This window comes from Pantoea sp. SGAir0430, from assembly GCF_043549295.1.
On sequence record NZ_CP039428.1, the window covers coordinates 173,447 to 190,211 of the forward strand.

Sequence of the window (16,765 nt, forward strand, 5' to 3'; positions counted from 1 at the left end):
GGCGAGTCGAATTTAATAAGTTCATTTTTATGTGGACTAATTTAGCGGCGAGGAGAAGAACGGCAAACCATGTTGAGCATGCGATTAACAGACCGCCTGAATAGCCGGCGGCCGCCACGCTTTATTCTTCGCTGGCACGACGTTGATCATAGACAACCTGTGCCTTTTCAATCGCGTCGCCCTGCTCTCTGGCCCACTTCATCAGCGCAACAAACGGATCCTGCAACGTCTGGCCCAGCGGCGTAATGGCATATTCCACCGCCACCGGGGACGAGGCGATCACGCGGCGGCTGATCAGGCCGTTACGCTCCAGCCGGCGCAACGCCTCCGTCAGTGCCTTGTGGGTAATCGGATCAAGACGGCGCTTGATCGCGTTAAAGCGCGCGGGTTCAGTGCACAGCACGGTCAGAATTAATACCGACCACTTATTGGCGACCTGTTCCAGGATTGGACGGGTGCTGTTGACCTCTGCCAGCAGCGCCGCGATATCAGTCGGCATGGGGTTTCCTTATGTATATCTAATGTAGATAAGGTGCGTAATTGACACTAAATATACGAAATGTATCATCAGCCGTCCACCCCTCTCATTCTGGAGCAGCCATCATGAAACTCGAAGGAAAAGTCGCGCTGGTGACCGGCGGCGGCAGTGGTATCGGCCTCGCCATCGCGCGCCGTTTTGTGCAGGAAGGTGCCCACGTTTTCATCACCGGGCGACGCGAAGCGCTGCTGGCCGAAGCCGTCACGCTGACTGGCGGCCGCATTGAGGCGATAGCAGGCGACCTCACCAGCGCAGACGATGTTGCCCGTCTGTTTGACACCGTGCAGGCCCGCGCCGGACGTCTCGATATTCTGGTGAACTCCTCTGGCGTGGCTGAACCCGCCAGCCTCGAAGAGACCAGCGCAGAGCACTTTGACCGCACGTTCGGCCTCAACGTGCGTGCCATGGTATTCACCGTACAGCATGCGGTGAAGCACATGACGGAAGGCGGTGCCATCGTGCTGGTGGGCTCGATTGCGGGCAGCATGGCCAATCCTGGCTATGGCGCTTATTCGGCCAGCAAAGCCGCGGTGCGCGCCTATGCCCGCACCTGGAGCAGCGAACTGGCACCGCGCGGCATTCGCGTCAACACGCTCAGTCCTGGCCCGACGGACACGCCGATGTTTGACCAGGTCAGCGACGAGGTACGACAGACATTCAGCGCGCAGATACCGGCCAAACGCCTCGGCCATCCTGACGAAGTTGCGGCGGCCTCCCTGTTCCTCGCATCGGACGAAAGCGTTTATGTCACCGGCAGCGAACTGGTGATTGATGGCGGTATGTCCGCGTAATGGTTGTCGTGCTGCACAGCGCGCCGGCCGGGCGTTGTGCAGCCACCGAAAACGTTTCTCAAAAGGTGTAGCTAAAGCCGACCGTGCCGGTGACCTGATCGCGCCGGGACACGATCGGGCTGTCCGCGGCGCGATCGCCCAGCCAGCTGTAACCGGCGCTGACCAGCGTGCCCCAGTGGGCATCAAACTGGTGGCTCCAGGTGAGCGTAGTCGCAACACCATAAAAGCCGCCGCCGGCATCGTAGCGTGAAAACCGGCTGCGGCTGCTCTGGACATCGCTCACGCCATACCAGGTATTCATATAACGCGCATCGCCAAACAGCGCCGCCGTCTGCAGTGCAATGGTATCGCTGTCGCGCTGGAGAGGCACCAGCGTAACGGATGCCTGATAGTTCACGCCCTGATCATCGCTGAGCGGCAGCACCGCTTTGCCCTCTGCACTCAGCCACGGCGTAAGCTGCCAGCCCAGCGCCAGTGCAGTGTTCACCGTCGCATTGATGTTTCCCATACCTTGCAGCCGGCTGGCGCCGTCCCGCCACGTTGAATCTTTATCGCTTCGGCCCAGGCCATAACCCAGCGTGTGTTCCAGATAAAACCCGCTGTCGCTCTGCAGGTCGTACCCGATGCCTTTCTGGGCATCAGCAAAAAATGCGCCATCTCTGGCCTGGAAAATCGGTACCGGCTGCACCCGTGTTTTATTCGATCCGCTGTAGCGTGGCGCGAATTGCGCCCCCGCGCCGAGCGTCAGGCTGGTCTGTGCGTCACCATCCGCCCTGGCGGCAGCGGAAATCATGAGTAGCAGATGGGTCATGTACATCAGCGTTTTTCTGGTTATCATCGTGTCACCTCTTTATCGGTCCGTTTACCGCCCCTTGCCCGGGCAGCCGCAGCGCGCAGCCGAAGTATCCCGGGGCTGTGTCAACAAACAGCCAGGGATTTATGAAGAAACTGTCAAGGTGAGTTATGCAGACCAAAAATATCCTGATTATTGAGGACGACGCTGACGCGGCTGAGGTGCTGGAGGCGTATCTGCTACGGGAAAATTATGCGGTGCGTGTTGCCGCTGATGGCCTGAACGGACTTGAGCTGGCCCTGCGCTGGCAGCCCGATCTGATTTTGCTTGATGTAATGCTGCCCGGCCTGAACGGCACCGAGGTGCTGGCAAAACTCCGGCGCAGCAGCGAGGTGCCGGTGATTATGGTCACGGCCATGGGCGATACGCCCGATCGCATCGGTGCGCTGCGCTACGGCGCGGATGATTATGTGGTCAAGCCTTATCATCCCGGCGAAGTGGTGGCACGCGTGCAGGCAGTGCTGCGGCGCAGCGCGGTAAAAACGCCAACGGAGGAAGTGTTGCGCTGGCAGGGGCTGGAGGTGAACAGCGGCGCGATGACGGTTACCGTCACGCAGGCCTCGGGTAACGTGCTTTGCGTTGATACCACGCCAACCGAATTCACGCTGCTGGTCACGCTGATGCGCGCACCGGTGCGTGCGCTGAGCCGCCCGTTTTTGCTGGAGCAGTGTATGCCGGACAGCGACGCGCTGGAGCGGGTGATTGATACCCACGTGTATAACCTGCGCAAAAAGCTGGAGGCGGCCGGTATGGCGGGCGTGCTGCTCAACGTGCGCGGCGTAGGCTACCGGTTCCGCCAGCCATGACAGAAAAATCTCCACAAACGCTCTGGCGCTGGCTTTGTCTGCGCATTCTGACGCTGGCTATCGGTACCGTGGTACTGATTGCTTTGTGCATGTGGCTGCGCTTCACGGTGCAATACCTGTGGATCACGCACCATATGCCGCCGGCGGTTCTGCGTGAATTTCTCGCCCTGCGTGCGCATCCGGAACGCGATCCCGCGCGCTTTCACCAGATCATCGATAGCTGGTGGGGCATACGCTACTCCGATCCGTCCATTGCTTCCTCGGACTGGATCACCGTCGGCATCCTGGTGCTGGTGACCATTCCGTTTATTGCCTATTTCGGGCTGCGCCACGCGCGCCCGCTTTCTGCACAGTTCAGCCAGCTCAGACGAGCGGCAGACCAGGTGACCGCAGGCGATTTCGGTGCGCAGGCGGCGTTAACACCGGCAGCGCCCGCCGAACTGGCGCAGTTCGCGCACAACTTCAACGCGATGACGCGCCAGCTGGCGCGTTACGACAAAGAGCTGCGTACGTCGCATGTCGCCATGGCGCATGAGCTGCGGTCGCCGCTCAACGCCGCCATGGTGCGTCTGCAGGCGCTGCTTGATGGCGTGTTCAGCGCTGACTCACGTCAGCTCGCCCTGATCATGGCGCAGCTCAGTTGTCTGCACCGGCTGATCGATGAGCTGCATCTGCTGTCACTGGCGGATGCCGGCCAGCTCACGCTGGAGAAAGTCCGCTGCAACCCGGCCGATATCCTGCGCGAGCGCCTGCAGTGGATCAAACCGCAGCTGGATGAAGCGCGCATCAGCACCGGGGTAGCGCTGGCTGAGGAGACATTACTGCCGGTCGATCCGTTCCGACTCGGACAGGTTTTCACCATCCTGCTGGAAAACGCCCTGCGCTACGCCGGAAGCGGCAGCCAGCTGCAGCTGCGCACGCGCAACACCGTTGATCATTACGAAATCATCGTGCAGGACAACGGCCCGGGCGTTCCTGCGGCGTTTCTGGCGTTGATGTTTGAGCGCTTTGCGCGCGGTGAGGCGTCACGCGCCCGCCACTCGGGCGGCAGCGGGCTGGGCCTGTCGATTGCGCGGGCGATTTGCCAGGCGCACGGCGGCACGATTAATGCCACGCTGCCGGCAACGGGAGGCTTGCAGGTACAGATTTTGTTGCCGCGCAACGCCTGACGTTGTTGCCCTTCTTGACACGCTCTTGATGGAACATCGCCGGATTCTTGATAATCGCACGGTGTAATGGCGCAAATACCGATAAAGGAATTGCGCCATGACCGACGAGCTTCCCTGCCTGATCAAACAGGGTGTGCGCCATTTGCTTAACCCGCGCCACCTGGTTTCCCTGCTGCCGCTGCTGCCCTGTCTGCTGCTGACGGCCCTGCTGCTGACCGGCTGTGACCGCAAGCGTTCGCCCATGCCGCCGCCACCGCGTCCGGTAAAGTTCATCACGGTTGGCCCGCCCGCGCCCGCCGGGCAGCAAACTCTGACCGGCGAGATCCGCGCGCATGATGAAACCTCGCTCAGTTTCAGGCTGGAGGGGCGGATTCTGACGCGCAGCGCCGATGTCGGCAGCCGCTTCAGGCAGGGAGAGACGCTCGCCGTGCTTGACAGTCCCGGCGCGCTGAATCAGCTGGCGAGCGCACAGGCGGAGCTGAACAGCAGCCGCGCGGCCGAAAAGGTGGCGGCCCTCAATCTGCACCGCATGCGCCTGCTGATGCCGTCCGGGGCTATTGCCCGTGCTCAGCTCGATAGCGCCAGCGCCGACTGGCAGGCTGCGCTGGCGCGGCGGCAGAGCAGTGAAGCGGCATTGAAAAATGCGCAGGATAGCCTGCGCTGGACCCACCTTACCGCGCCTGACGATGGCGTGGTGACGGGCGTCAGCGCCGCAGCCGGTCAGGTGGTCAGCGCCGGGCAGACGGTGTTTACCGTTGCGACCGGCACAGGCCGTGACGTGGTATTTGATGTTGCCACACCTGAAACCCTCGATCGCCGGGCCAGTGCCCGTTTTCGCGTTGCGCTATTGCAGAATCCGTCCGTGATGGCCGAAGCGCACCTGCGTGACGTCAGTCCGCAGGCCGACGCCCAGACACGCAGCTGGCGGGTGCGCATCACACTGGACAATCCTCCCGCAGAGATGGTGCTGGGTGCCAGCGTCGCCGTCACCCTGCCGCTGGCCGACACGACGGCGGATGCGGTGATGGCGATTCCGGCCACCGCGCTCACCCGCCAGGCCGGCCAGCCGGCGGTATTTATTCTCGACCCGGTGAAAAACTGCGTTATCCGGCGCACGGTCGCGATTGCCGGCTACACGGCAGATGCGATATGGATTCGCGCCGGCATCATGCCGGGCGATCGGGTGATCACGGCGGGCGTCAGAAGCCTGCGTGACGGTGAACGCGTTGCCGGCAGCCAGGAGGATCAGCATGAAACCGGCGTTTAATCTTTCTGCCTGGGCGCTGAAGCAGCAGCAGCTGATGGCCTTTCTTATGTTGCTGATCGTGGCAGCAGGCATCGTCAGCTATGAAAAGCTCTCGCGCAACGAAGATCCGGCGTTCACCATCAAAACTGCGGTGGTGTCTGCGCAGTGGCCAGGTGCCGACATCAACGATACGGTCAGACTGGTCACCGATCCGCTGGAGAAAAAGCTGCAGGAAATTCCCTGGCTGGATTATGTACAGAGTGAAACGCACGCTGGCCGCACGGTCATTTTCGTCAATCTGCGTGACGACACTCCGCCCGCACAGGTGGCCGGGATCTGGTACCAGGTGCGTAAAAAAATGCAGGATGTGACCCCAGCTTTGCCGCAGGGCGTGCAGGGCCCGGCGGTCAACGATGAGTTTGACGATACCTTTGGCACGATTTACGGCTTCACCGCTGACGGTTTTTCTCCGCGCGAGCTGCGGGACCGGGTGGACGATATTCGCCGCGATCTGATGAGTCTGCCGGATGTGGGCAAGATCCAGCTACTGGGCGAGCAGGAAGAGCAACTGGTGGTGGCCTTTTCCCCGCGCCAGCTGTCCGCTATGGGACTGGATTTGCAGCAGGTAGCAGAGGCGCTACGGGCGCAGAATGTCGTCGAGCCGGCGGGCAGCGTGCGCACCGCCACCGATAACATCGCCCTGCGCGTGAGCGGCGCGTTCAACAGCGAGGCGAGCCTGCGGGCGGTTACGCTGCACGTTAACGATCGCTATGTTCCGCTGACGGCGATCGCCACCATCACGCGCCGCCCCGCCGAGCCGCCTGCCCCGCTTTTCCGCGTTAATGGCCAGCCGGCCATCGGACTGGCCGTGTCGATGGCCGCCACCGGCAACATGCTGGATTTTGGCCAGGCACTGCGGGCGCGCATGGAGAGCGAAGCCAGCCAGTTGCCGCACGGCATTGAGATGACGCGCATCGCCGATCAGTCAGCGGTAGTACAACAGGCGGTCAGCGGATTTGTCGATGTGCTGGGCGAGGCGGTAATCATCGTGCTGGCGGTTTCGTTTGTCTCGCTCGGACTGCGCGCCGGCCTGGTGGTCGCGGCGGCGATCCCGCTGGTACTCGCCATGACGTTTATCGGCATGCATCTGGCCGGTATCGGCCTGCAGCGCATCTCGCTGGGCGCACTGATCGTGGCGCTGGGCCTGCTGGTGGACGATGCAATGATCACGGTGGAAACCATGGTGGCGCGGCTGGAGGCCGGCGATTCCCGCACCGGCGCAGCGACCTGGGCGTTCAGTACCACCGCCTTCCCGATGCTGACCGGTACGCTGGTGATGATTGCCGGTTTTATTCCGGTCGGCTTTGCCGCCTCCAGCGCGGGAGAATATTGCTATACCCTGTTTGCGGTGGTGCTGATGGCGCTCATCAGCTCATGGCTGGTGGCGGTGCTGTTTTCACCGCTGACCGGCAGCTGGCTGTTGCCGGCCACGCTAAAGCAGCACCGCGCCGGAAACGGGCGCCTCAGCCAGCTCTATCGCCGCCTGCTGAGCAGCGTGCTGCGCCACCGCATGCTGACACTGGCGATGGCGATGCTGGCGCTGTTGCTGGCCGGCGTCGGCATCACTTATATGCAGGGCGAGTTTTTCCCGGCCTCCGATCGGCCTGAACTGCTGGTGAGCCTGGCGCTGCCGGCCAGTGCGTCGCAGCAGGCCACCCTGCGTCAGGTGCAACGCCTTGAGCGGATTGTCTCCGCCAGCCGGGATGTTGACCACTATTCGTCTTACGTCGGCACCGGTGCGATACGCTTCTACCTGCCCATGGATGTGCTGCTGGACGATGAAAACAGCGCTCAGCTGGTGGTGGTGGCCAAAAGCCTGGCCGCCCGTGAACGATTGCAGCGCTCGCTGGATGCGGTGCTTGCCCGGGATTTCAGCGACATCACCACGCGCGTTGCGCCGCTCGAGCTCGGTCCGCCGGTAGGCTGGCCGATTCGTTATCGCATCAGCGGTCCGGATTATCGCCAGGTGCAGCAGCTGGCAGAGCGGCTGGCCGCCGCGCTCGGCAGCTCAGCGCTGACGCGTGACGTCAATCAAACCGCCGGTGAGCCCGAACGCGTAATCACTTTGCAGGTGAATCAGACGGCAGCGCGCGCAGCCGGCCTCTCTTCTGACCTGATTGCTCAGTATCTGCATACGCTCTGGTCAGGAACGCTGATCACCACGGTACGCGATCGCAACCGGCTGATTGATGTGGTGCTACAGGGCAACGCTGCGGCGCGCCATGACCTGAGCAGCCTGTCCGGATTGCTGCTAACCGCGCCGTCGGGCGCAAAAATTCCGCTGACGCAGGTCGCAACACCGCAGTGGGGGCTGGAGGATCCCGTTATCTGGCGACGCCAGCGCCTGCCGTTTATCACCGTTCAGACCGATACGGCGCCGGGTTTGCGCGCGGAAGCCGTCTCCGCCGCCCTCACGCCGCTGATTGCCGCATTCAGGGCCAGCTTGCCGGCCGGTTACCGCCTGAGCGAGGACGGGGCGGTAGCGGAATCTGACAAGGGCAACCAGTCGGTGATCGCTATCCTGCCGGTCACGCTGCTCTGCATGCTGGTATTGCTGATGTTACAACTGCGGCGGATTTCCCGCCTGCTGCTGGCCCTGCTGATGGCGCCCTTTGGTCTGCCGGGCATTGTGCTGGCCATGCTGCCGACCGGCACACCGATGGGCTTTGTGGCGCTGCTGGGTGTTATTGCCCTGGCTGGCATGATCATCCGCAACGCGGTGATCCTGATCAGCGAGGCAGATAACAACGTTGATGCAGGTATGCCGCCGGATGCCGCCATTGCGGCTGCGGCAGAACACCGCGCCCGGCCGATCGTGCTCACCGCCAGCGCCGCGATTCTCGGTATGATCCCCATCTCGCGTCAGGTTTTCTGGGGACCGATGGCGCTGGCGATTATCGGTGGGCTGTTAGTGGCGACGCTGGTGACGCTCACGGTTTTACCCGCGGCGATGAGTCTGGTGATGCAGGCAGCAGCCCGTCGGGACAAACTAAAATCGCTGCGCTGGCGGCCGTTCAGAAAATAACCGCCTGCTGGTCAGCCCTGCTGGCATGGGGCAACGAAAGGTTTATCCACAGGGTTCCGGGCGGGATATGCACGCCAGATGTGGACAGTATCAGGAGAGAACGCGCAGCACCGGCTGCGCGTGGCCACGGGCTATTTCACTACCGGATGCTTCTCCTGCTGCAGCGCATTCATAAAGGTGTCGCTGAGATGCAGATGCTGGCGCACCAGCGCTGGCGGCGTGCTGGCCAGCCACTGGTTAAGCGAAATATCCGCGTAATAATCGCTTTTAAACAGTTCCAGAAAGCGCAGCGGCTTGTCACCCGTGTTTTCGATATAGTGACCCATGGCAAAGGGCACATAGCCGACATCACCGGCGCGGAAGTCAAACGTACGCGCCTGACCCGACGAGGCAAACACGCCCATCCGCCCCTGACCTTCCAGATAGTATTGCCATTCGTCGTTATTGGGATGCCAGTGCAGTTCGCGCATCGCGCCGGGGGCCAGTTCCACCAGCGCGGCGGCGATGGTTTTCGATACCGTAAAATTACTGGAATCAGTAATGCGTACCGTGCCGCCCGGCAGCGTCAACGGCTTCTGCGCCAGCATTTTATGCGAGAAGACCTGCTTCGATTTCACCCCGCCGCTCACCGCCGAAGCCGCCGCGCCGTCCGGTGCCTGCCCGGCAAAGATGTACTCCTCTTCCGGCGAGGGCAGCGTGTTAAACACCTCAGCCGGCACGCCAAAGTTTTTTGCCAGCACTTCGGGCGGGATATGTTTGAACCAGTCGCTGAGCAGAAAGGTACTGTCTTCATCGAAATTGCCATTGTCGAAGGCCAGCAGGAATTCGCAGCCGTCCGGCCCGAGGCCCTGAATTGAGTGCGGCACGCCCGGCGGGAAATACCATAAATCGCCCACGCCGACGTCATCGACAAACCAGCCACCTGCGGTATCCAGCGCGGTGATGCGCGCATTGCCGTACAGCATGTAGGCCCACTCGCCCTCTTTGTGCCAGTGCAGTTCGCGGATGCCCCCCTTATCCAGCCGCATATCGACGCCAGCAATGGTGGTGGAAATGCCCAGTTCGCGCTGCGTCACCTGGCGCGTCCAGCCGCCGCTGCCCTTGCGCACGTGCGCATCGCTAAACGAAAAGCGCAGGTTGGGTAATGTGCCGCTGTCGGTTGCTGGCGGATCGACCAGATCCGGATTCAGCGCTTCGCGCACCGGATCGTGCGGGCCAGGGTCGCGCGGATGGTTGGGATCATTCGCCGGATAAGTCGCCACCTTGCCGTCGTGGGCATGGACCTTGCCGGCCGCCAGCGCCACGGTGCCACCAGCCGCGAAGGCCATAAAGCTTCTGCGAGATAAGTTTTCCAGTTTCATACCTGCCGTCTTCCTCAGTTTCTTATGGTTTGTGTCACGCCCCTTAACCATAATCAAACTGTGGATTTCGCCAACCTTGTGTCACCGCTGAAATCAATAGAAAACCTTTATCATCGCGTAATACCGCTATTCACCCGCCTCACGCCATTTGCGCTTCGTTGAGATCGCGTTGACGTTCAGGTTATATCAGCCGACAAATAAGGCACAAAGTGATTAAATCACCTCCCTGATTAAGCAATTTTTTTAATGATAGCTCGCCGCAAAAGTTAATTTAATGTTACAAAAGCATCGCAATTGCAATAATTACCCGGCTACGTTTTTTCTCCGGCGAGACGTGGCCGTTCCGGGCGGAAGCCCATACCAATCAATCGGCCAAACAGATGACGTAAAAACGGATAGCGGCTGATGAGCTGCGGAACCTTACTGGGCGTGGTGCGCGGGCGCTTGCCGCTGCTCATTTTGATCTGCAGGAATTGCGTCGCCACGGTCGGAAACTGCCGCCGCCGCTGCACGTTCTCCAAATCGCGCAGCGTGAGCGTGCCGTTTTGCAACGGCCGCGTCAGATAATTGGCGGCGGCCACCGCGTCCTGAATCGCCAGGTTCACGCCCACGCCGCCAATCGGTGACATCGCATGTGCGGCATCGCCAATGCACAGCACGCCGGGCTTCATCCATTTGTCCAGCCGATCGATACGGATGGATAACAGACTCAGCTGCTGCCACTCCTGCAGCTGCGCCATGCGCGCCACGCTGAACGGCGCAACCTCTGCCATGCGGTTTTTCAGCGCGTCGAGCCCGGCCTGCTTCAGCGCCTCGAATTCGCCTTTCTGAATGGTGAATCCACACTGCCAGTATTCGCCGCGGTCAATGACAATGAAGTTTTGCTTCGGCCCCTTGTGGCCCATCCCCAGCTCAGGGTCGTCCGGCTGTTTATCCAGCCGGAACCACACCACATCGCGTGGAGCACCGAAGCTTTTACCCACCAGCCCGGCTTTCTGCCGCACCGCCGAGCAACGGCCATCAGCGCCTATTACCAGCGGCGCGTGAATTGCGTGACCTTGTAACGTTTTCACGCCTGCGATTACGCCGTCCTGATAGTGAAAATCGTCAAAACCGGTGGATTGCAGCAGCGTGAAACCGGGATAGTGCGCCGCCTGGGCGGCGAGGAAAGTGAGGAAGTCCCACTGCGGCATGAAGGCGATAAAACGGCAGCGCAACGGCAGACGGGAGAAATCGGCCATGGTGATCTCCTGCCCGCCTACTTCCGCCTGTAACTTCTCCGCGCGCTGATGCGGCAGCGCCAGCAGCGCGTCGAGCAGACCCAGCTGGTGCATGATCTCCAGGGTTGAGGGATGAATGGTGTCGCCGCGAAAATCGCGCAGAAAATCGGCGTGCTTCTCAATCACGACCGCGCGCAGGCCGGCGCGCGTCAGTAAATAGGCCAGCATTAAGCCGGCCGGACCGCCGCCGACGATACAGCAGTCGGCGTTTATCACCTGTGGAGACGGCATGATATCCTCATCAATCGCTATATATGATAATTGTTATCATTTATATAGCATCTGCGCGTCACCAGGGTGATGATAAATGCCGCAGTCAGACTAGTGGTTTGCTACCAGCCCCAGCGCAATCAGGCTGCGCGCGGTGGCAAGAATGGCCTCCTGCGGACTGCGCGGATGCCAGTTCAGCAGCCAGCCAGCTTTAGCGGCGCTGACGTTCATATCAACGCCCAGCAGTTTTACCATTCCCGTCATCAGCGGATTTTGCGCTGCCGCCGCCCGCACCATGGCGTCACTCATTGGCTGCAGCGAAACCTTCTCTGCTTCTGCTGCCAGATGGGTTTTGAGCGTGCGCGCCACCTCAATAAGCGGCAGGCTGTGCCCCGAACTGGCAAGGAAGCGCTGCCCCTGCGCGGCGGCGTGGGTCATCGCCAGCACGTGCAGACTGGCCACGTCACGCACATCAACAAAACATGAATTGATGTCAGGACAGCCTGGCTGCCCCTCCAGTAGCTCCTTCACAATGCGAATCGAATGTGAATAGTCGGCACCCAGCACCGGCCCCAGCACCGACACCGGGTTCACCGTGGCCAGTTCCAGACCGTTACCCTGCTCAGCGATAAACTGCCAGGCGGCGCGTTCCGCCAGGGTTTTCGATTTCTGATACGGCCACACATCGCCGCTGACATCGCTCCAGTCGCGCTCGGTAAAGGGGCGCGGATAGTCCGCTGGATGTCCGATACCGACCGCGCCAAACGCCGAGGTCAGCACCACACGTTTAACGCCTGCATCGCGCGCGGCGCGCAATACGCGCAGATTTCCTTCAATCGCCGGATTCACCCAGTTAGCTTCGCTTACCTGGTTGCCGGTCGGGGTGGGAGAAGCGCCATGCAGCACGAAGCGACAGCCTGCCACCGCGTCTTCCCAGCCCGCGTCTGCCGTTAAATCGGCAACGACGAATTGCAGCGCCTCGCCTGCGTCCACCCCGGCCTGCAACAGATGCGCCCTGACTTCAGCTTCACGTTCGGCATCACGTAAGGTGGTTCGCACCTGATAGCCCTGCTGCAGCAGCGCAATAATGCAGTACTGAGCGATAAACCCGCTGCCGCCGGTAACCAGAACCTTTTCATTACTCATTTTTCTTCCTCATCACAAGCATCGTTCATTCGACGCGCTCTACGTTAAGCGGCGGAGGGCGGATTTTGAATGCTTTTAAATGCACTTTACTTGCGTGATAGTACAGAAATGAGCCTTGATCCCTTTTCCGACATTCTGCGATTCGTTCGCGCTGAATCATTGCTGACCGGCGGTTTTACCGCAGGCGGACGCTAGGCGCTGCGTTTCCCTGCGCCCGATAAAATTAAATTCTTCGCCATTATCAAAGGCAGTTGCTGGGTCATACTGGAGGGCGAACCTGAACCGTTTCATTTTGCCACCGGCGACGTCGGCTTGCTGAGCGCTAAACGCGCCTTCGTGCTGACCAGCCATCCGGACGAGCCGCCGGTTGACGCCATGAGCGTGTTTTATGGCGCAGGAAAAGGCCATGCGCCGATTGGCAGCGGTGATGATTTTGTCCATATCGGTGGCCATGTACTGCTTGATCCTGCCAGTGGTCGTTTACTGACCCACGTATTACCTCCCTGGATTCAGGTGCCGGCAGCGTCACCGCAGGCGGCGTCATTCCGCTGGGTGCTGGATCAACTGGTGCAGGAAGGCCAGCATGTCCAGCCGGGATCGCAGCTGGCAACGGCCCAGCTGGCACAACTGCTGTTCATCCAGATTCTGCGGGCGCATTTGCAAACCAGCAGCGCACTGCCCGCCAGCTGGCTGCGGGCGCTGAACGATGCGCGATTGGCACCGGCGTTACAGCGGCTGCATGGCGATCCGGCGCGCAACTGGCATCTGGACGAGCTGGCGCGTGCCTGTGCCATGTCGCGCACCCGTTTTGCCCAATATTTTCGCCAGGTGGTCGGCATCACGCCGATAGCCTATCTGACGGCGTGGCGCATGCGGCTGGCGGAGCGTGCGTTGCAGGAGGAAAATGAGGCGGTGGCCGTGGTAGCGCAGACGCTGGGTTACGCCTCAGAGAGCGCCTTCAGCCATGCTTTTAAGCGTGAAACGGGTCAGTCACCCAATGCATTTCGCCGCGCCGTGCGGTTACAGCAGGCGCAGCGATAAAGCGCGCCGCGTTGCGCGGCGCCGGCATTATTTAAGTTGAGAAGAGACGCGCCACATATCCACCCCGCCTTCGGTGGCGTAGCGATCAATCTCCGCCAGCTCCTGTGCCGTAAAGGTCAGGTTGTCCAGCGCGCGCAGGGAATCGCTTAACTGATCAACCGTGCGGGCACCAATCAGCGCAGAAGTGACCCGCTCATCACGCAGCGCCCAGGCGATCGCCATCTGCGCCAGCGTCTGACCGCGCGCTTCAGCAATCGCGTTAAGCGCACGAATTTTTGCCAGGTTCTCTTCGCTGAGCATGGCAGAAAGACGCGGATCGCTGCCGCCGGCGCGCGCGCCCTGCGGTACGCCGTTGAGATATTTATTGGTTAGCATGCCCTGTGCCAGCGGTGAAAAAGCAATGCAACCGCTGCCGAGCTCCGCCAGCGTATCGAGCAGCCCGTGCTCAATAGTGCGGTTTAGCATCGAATAATTGGGCTGATGAATAAACAGCGGCACTTTCTCATCGGCCAGAATCGCAGCGGCCTGACGCGTCAGCTCTGGCGAATGGGAAGAGATGCCGACATACAGCGCCTTGCCCTGACGATGCAGCTGTACCAACGCGCCCATGGTTTCTTCCAGCGGTGTATTCGGATCGACGCGATGGCTGTAGAAGATATCGACATAATCCAGCCCCATGCGGCGCAGGCTGTTATCACAGCTGGCAATCAGATGCTTACGGGTGCCGGTCGGGCCACCATACGGACCCGGCCACATATCCCAGCCCGCTTTGCTGGAGATAATCAGTTCATCACGATATGGGGCAAAATCCTGCGCCAGCCAGCGACCAAAGTTCTCTTCAGCCGATCCCGCTGGCGGCCCGTAGTTATTCGCCAGGTCGAAATGGGTAATGCCGTTATCAAACGCGTGGCGCAGGATCGCTCTGCCGGTCTCAAACACGTCAACGCCGCCAAAATTCTGCCATAGCCCCAGCGAGATCAGCGGCAGCACCAGGCCACTTTTGCCGGTTTTACGGTACTGCATGTTGGTCTGATAACGCGCTGGCGATGCAACATAACTCATAACAGATTCCTCTCATTAAATGCCGCCGTGCTGGTGGGCAGAAGACGTACCCTGATTTCCTGCAAAACCGTGCGGCGAACAGGCGATTGCCGGACAAATTTTTACCGCGTATCGTTAATCTGTAAAATTCATTATTGTGATTAAATTCATCTTTTATGGAGATAACTGATGGAATTGCGCCAGATGCGGCACTTCATCGCCGTGGCGGAACATGAAAATTTCACCCGCGCCGCACAGAGTATGCATATTGTGCAATCGGCCTTGTCCACCTCGATCAAACAGCTGGAGGAAGAACTGGGCACGCCGCTTTTTATCCGCTCCACTCGCCAGGTGCGCCTGACCATGGCCGGGAAAGTGTTTCTTGATTACGCCAGAACCATCGGCGCCTTTGTCGAAAAAGCGTCGCAGGAAGTGGCGGCGATCGTGGCGCTTAAGACCGGAACCCTGTCGATTGGCACGGTGCAAAGCGTGCCGCCATTTATCGATCTGCCGCAATTACTGGAAACCTTTATTCGTCGCTTTCCGGATTTTGACGTCAAGCTGTGTCAGGGATCATCGGCGAAGCTCAACGCAAAAGTGCACGATCAGCAGATCGATCTGGCGATTATGCCGGTGGAGGAAGTCTCCGACCGGCTGTCGTCGCGCATCATCGCCTGCGATGAAATCGTGGTAGCGTTTGCCGCCGATTATGCCGGGTTCACCGCGATGCAGCCGGACGTCACCATGGCACACCTGGCGCAGCAGTCGTTTATCGATTTCGAAGCCGGCCAGGGCACGCGCAAGGTGAATGACAATAGTTTTGCCCTGCAGGGGCTGAGCCGCAAAGTGACGTTTGAAGTGAGCGATCTGGAAACTTTACTGAGTCTGGTGGAGCGCAATATGGGGATTGCCCTGCTGCCCGAACAGGTAGTGAAAGCGCGCAGCACGACGCTGCATTATTGCCGCATCAGCGACGTTGATATGTGCTGGGAATTGGCTGTGGCCTGGCTCAGCGATCGTCCCGGCAGTATGAACGTCTACGACCGGCCAGTGCAGGAGTTTATGGATATTCTGGGCAGCAGCGATTAGCGCCGGGGCGGGTAACGGCGGGATAGATACTAACAGGCAAAGATCTATGCCTGTTTTTCATCACTTCAGCCCGGCGTCACAGCGTGATTTTGGCTGCGGCGTCACGACAAATTCGTTGTGTCACGCAATGTCAGGCCACGTTATGCTGTGGCCGCAAAAAATGATTAACGCAATACCTCAAGACCCTTTCTATCAATGAGGTTAAGCAGGCGCAGCGCAGCGCCATTTGGCTTTTTCTCCTCGCGCTCCCATTTCACCACGGTGGCCGGAGACAGGCCAATATAGGCGGCTAACATGGCCTGACTCAGACCATGACGCTCACGTAACTGACGGATAGCCTCGCCTGACATCAGTTGTAAAACCGGCAGAGAAGTACGCAGCTCACGTAATCTGACACGTGAATCGATTTTTTCGGTAAGCTCATCGCTAATCACCCCCAGCGGGTTAAAATCATGCGCGATTTCCTGCAGATCTTTTAGATGATCAACCATCGCATATTACCTCTCGCATTTTTCTCGCCTTTATCGCTGCTCTTTCCTGCTCAGTCGTCATGGCAAACAGTTGACTGGCTACCTGCCTGTAGAGATTAAGCTCATCCTCTTTAATCTCACGAATGCCACTCTTCGTGGTCGATTTAGCGTAACCGTTCACAAAAAACAGGTGTTTTTGCGATTTGAACGCGACAATCGCTCTGGCTCCGCCGCTTTTGCCGGCGCCGAGCGGAATACGTTTTTTATAAACACCACCCCCCAGGCTGGCCTCATACTGTCCGGCAATCAATTCGCGGGCAGCCAGACAGAGCTTGATGTCCGCAATCATGTCACCTTTGAAATTTCGGTCGAAGGGCTTCAATACATAAATGGCCATGCTGTTTCCCTGCTTTATGAAGAAGAGGACTGTCCTTGTCCTTGCCTGAACCACCTATGCTACTAAGTACAATAGCAACCTGCAACGCCAGCGCGCATTAAAGCGCTAAATAGTGAAAGGGATGACACTCCCGCCTGTACAGAAGCGCTTTTGTTGTATAAGTTTAAGGGTGCTGTCGGGGAAAAATTTCGCTCAGCAGGTCACACATTTCCGACAGAGGAAGAGCGACACTATCAGTCGTT

General features: G+C 59.7%; 15 protein-coding genes. 7 read left to right on the top strand and 8 right to left on the bottom strand.

Annotated elements, in window-relative coordinates; translation table 11 throughout:
- Positions 1–121: 121 nt before the first annotated feature.
- Entirely contained in the window at positions 122–499 is a 378-nt protein-coding gene (locus E7738_RS19715) for a winged helix-turn-helix transcriptional regulator (RefSeq protein ID WP_394516528.1), read from the bottom strand.
- A gap of 101 nt (positions 500–600) precedes the next feature.
- Here E7738_RS19715 and E7738_RS19720 point away from each other — a divergent pair, with 101 nt between their 5' ends.
- Positions 601–1,329: an SDR family NAD(P)-dependent oxidoreductase gene (locus E7738_RS19720; RefSeq protein ID WP_058775974.1), complete on the top strand. Its 729-nt coding sequence runs from the start codon at positions 601–603 to the stop codon at positions 1,327–1,329.
- A 58-nt stretch (positions 1,330–1,387) separates the two neighbouring features.
- Here the strand turns inward: E7738_RS19720 and E7738_RS19725 are convergent, their stop codons facing one another.
- Positions 1,388–2,167, bottom strand: coding sequence for a MipA/OmpV family protein (locus E7738_RS19725; RefSeq protein ID WP_058775957.1), 780 nt, complete (start codon positions 2,165–2,167; stop codon positions 1,388–1,390).
- A gap of 125 nt (positions 2,168–2,292) precedes the next feature.
- On the opposite strand from E7738_RS19725, the gene E7738_RS19730 reads away from it, so the two are divergent.
- From E7738_RS19730 to E7738_RS19745, 4 genes are all read left to right on the top strand, one after another.
- Positions 2,293–2,988 carry a response regulator transcription factor gene (locus E7738_RS19730; protein WP_058781553.1) on the top strand — a complete coding sequence of 232 codons (696 nt, stop codon included), beginning with the start codon at positions 2,293–2,295 and terminating at the stop codon, positions 2,986–2,988.
- Positions 2,985–4,157 (top strand): sensor histidine kinase, encoded by a 1,173-nt coding sequence (locus tag E7738_RS19735; RefSeq protein ID WP_238562107.1) that lies wholly within the window; start codon positions 2,985–2,987, stop codon positions 4,155–4,157. Before E7738_RS19730 ends, E7738_RS19735 begins: the two co-directional genes overlap by 4 nt.
- A 97-nt stretch (positions 4,158–4,254) precedes the next feature.
- Positions 4,255–5,424, top strand: coding sequence for an efflux RND transporter periplasmic adaptor subunit (locus E7738_RS19740; protein ID WP_394516529.1), 1,170 nt, complete (start codon positions 4,255–4,257; stop codon positions 5,422–5,424).
- On the top strand, positions 5,408–8,488 hold the full coding sequence (locus E7738_RS19745; protein WP_394516530.1) for an efflux RND transporter permease subunit: 3,081 nt from the start codon (positions 5,408–5,410) through the stop codon (positions 8,486–8,488). Before E7738_RS19740 ends, E7738_RS19745 begins: the two co-directional genes overlap by 17 nt.
- Before the next feature lie 131 nt (positions 8,489–8,619).
- Here the strand turns inward: E7738_RS19745 and E7738_RS19750 are convergent, their stop codons facing one another.
- The 3 genes from E7738_RS19750 to E7738_RS19760 form a co-directional block, all read right to left on the bottom strand.
- Positions 8,620–9,816 carry a cupin domain-containing protein gene (locus tag E7738_RS19750; RefSeq protein WP_222952400.1) on the bottom strand — a complete coding sequence of 399 codons (1,197 nt, stop codon included), beginning with the start codon at positions 9,814–9,816 and terminating at the stop codon, positions 8,620–8,622.
- Positions 9,817–10,160: 344 nt separating this feature from the next.
- Positions 10,161–11,360 carry an FAD-dependent oxidoreductase gene (locus E7738_RS19755; protein WP_394516531.1) on the bottom strand — a complete coding sequence of 400 codons (1,200 nt, stop codon included), beginning with the start codon at positions 11,358–11,360 and terminating at the stop codon, positions 10,161–10,163.
- 90 nt (positions 11,361–11,450) lie between these two features.
- Positions 11,451–12,485, bottom strand: coding sequence for an SDR family oxidoreductase (locus E7738_RS19760; protein ID WP_394516532.1), 1,035 nt, complete (start codon positions 12,483–12,485; stop codon positions 11,451–11,453).
- A gap of 198 nt (positions 12,486–12,683) precedes the next feature.
- On the opposite strand from E7738_RS19760, the gene E7738_RS19765 reads away from it, so the two are divergent.
- The gene (locus tag E7738_RS19765) at positions 12,684–13,526 is read left to right on the top strand and encodes an AraC family transcriptional regulator (RefSeq protein WP_394516575.1); all 843 of its coding nucleotides are present in this window, start codon (positions 12,684–12,686) and stop codon (positions 13,524–13,526) included.
- A 27-nt stretch (positions 13,527–13,553) separates the two neighbouring features.
- Here the strand turns inward: E7738_RS19765 and mgrA are convergent, their stop codons facing one another.
- Positions 13,554–14,588 carry an L-glyceraldehyde 3-phosphate reductase gene (gene mgrA / locus E7738_RS19770; protein WP_211726864.1) on the bottom strand — a complete coding sequence of 345 codons (1,035 nt, stop codon included), beginning with the start codon at positions 14,586–14,588 and terminating at the stop codon, positions 13,554–13,556.
- A 168-nt stretch (positions 14,589–14,756) separates the two neighbouring features.
- Between mgrA and E7738_RS19775 the strand changes: the two genes are divergently transcribed.
- Positions 14,757–15,656 carry a LysR family transcriptional regulator gene (locus E7738_RS19775; RefSeq protein WP_141495895.1) on the top strand — a complete coding sequence of 300 codons (900 nt, stop codon included), beginning with the start codon at positions 14,757–14,759 and terminating at the stop codon, positions 15,654–15,656.
- Between the two features lie 164 nt (positions 15,657–15,820).
- Here the strand turns inward: E7738_RS19775 and E7738_RS19780 are convergent, their stop codons facing one another.
- Together E7738_RS19780 and E7738_RS19785 are read right to left on the bottom strand one after the other, a co-directional pair.
- Complete coding sequence (locus E7738_RS19780) at positions 15,821–16,147, bottom strand: helix-turn-helix domain-containing protein (protein WP_021508992.1); 327 nt, start codon at positions 16,145–16,147, stop codon at positions 15,821–15,823.
- Positions 16,140–16,523 carry a type II toxin-antitoxin system RelE/ParE family toxin gene (locus E7738_RS19785; protein ID WP_021508991.1) on the bottom strand — a complete coding sequence of 128 codons (384 nt, stop codon included), beginning with the start codon at positions 16,521–16,523 and terminating at the stop codon, positions 16,140–16,142. Before E7738_RS19785 ends, E7738_RS19780 begins: the two co-directional genes overlap by 8 nt.
- Between the last annotated feature and the right edge of the window lie 242 nt (positions 16,524–16,765).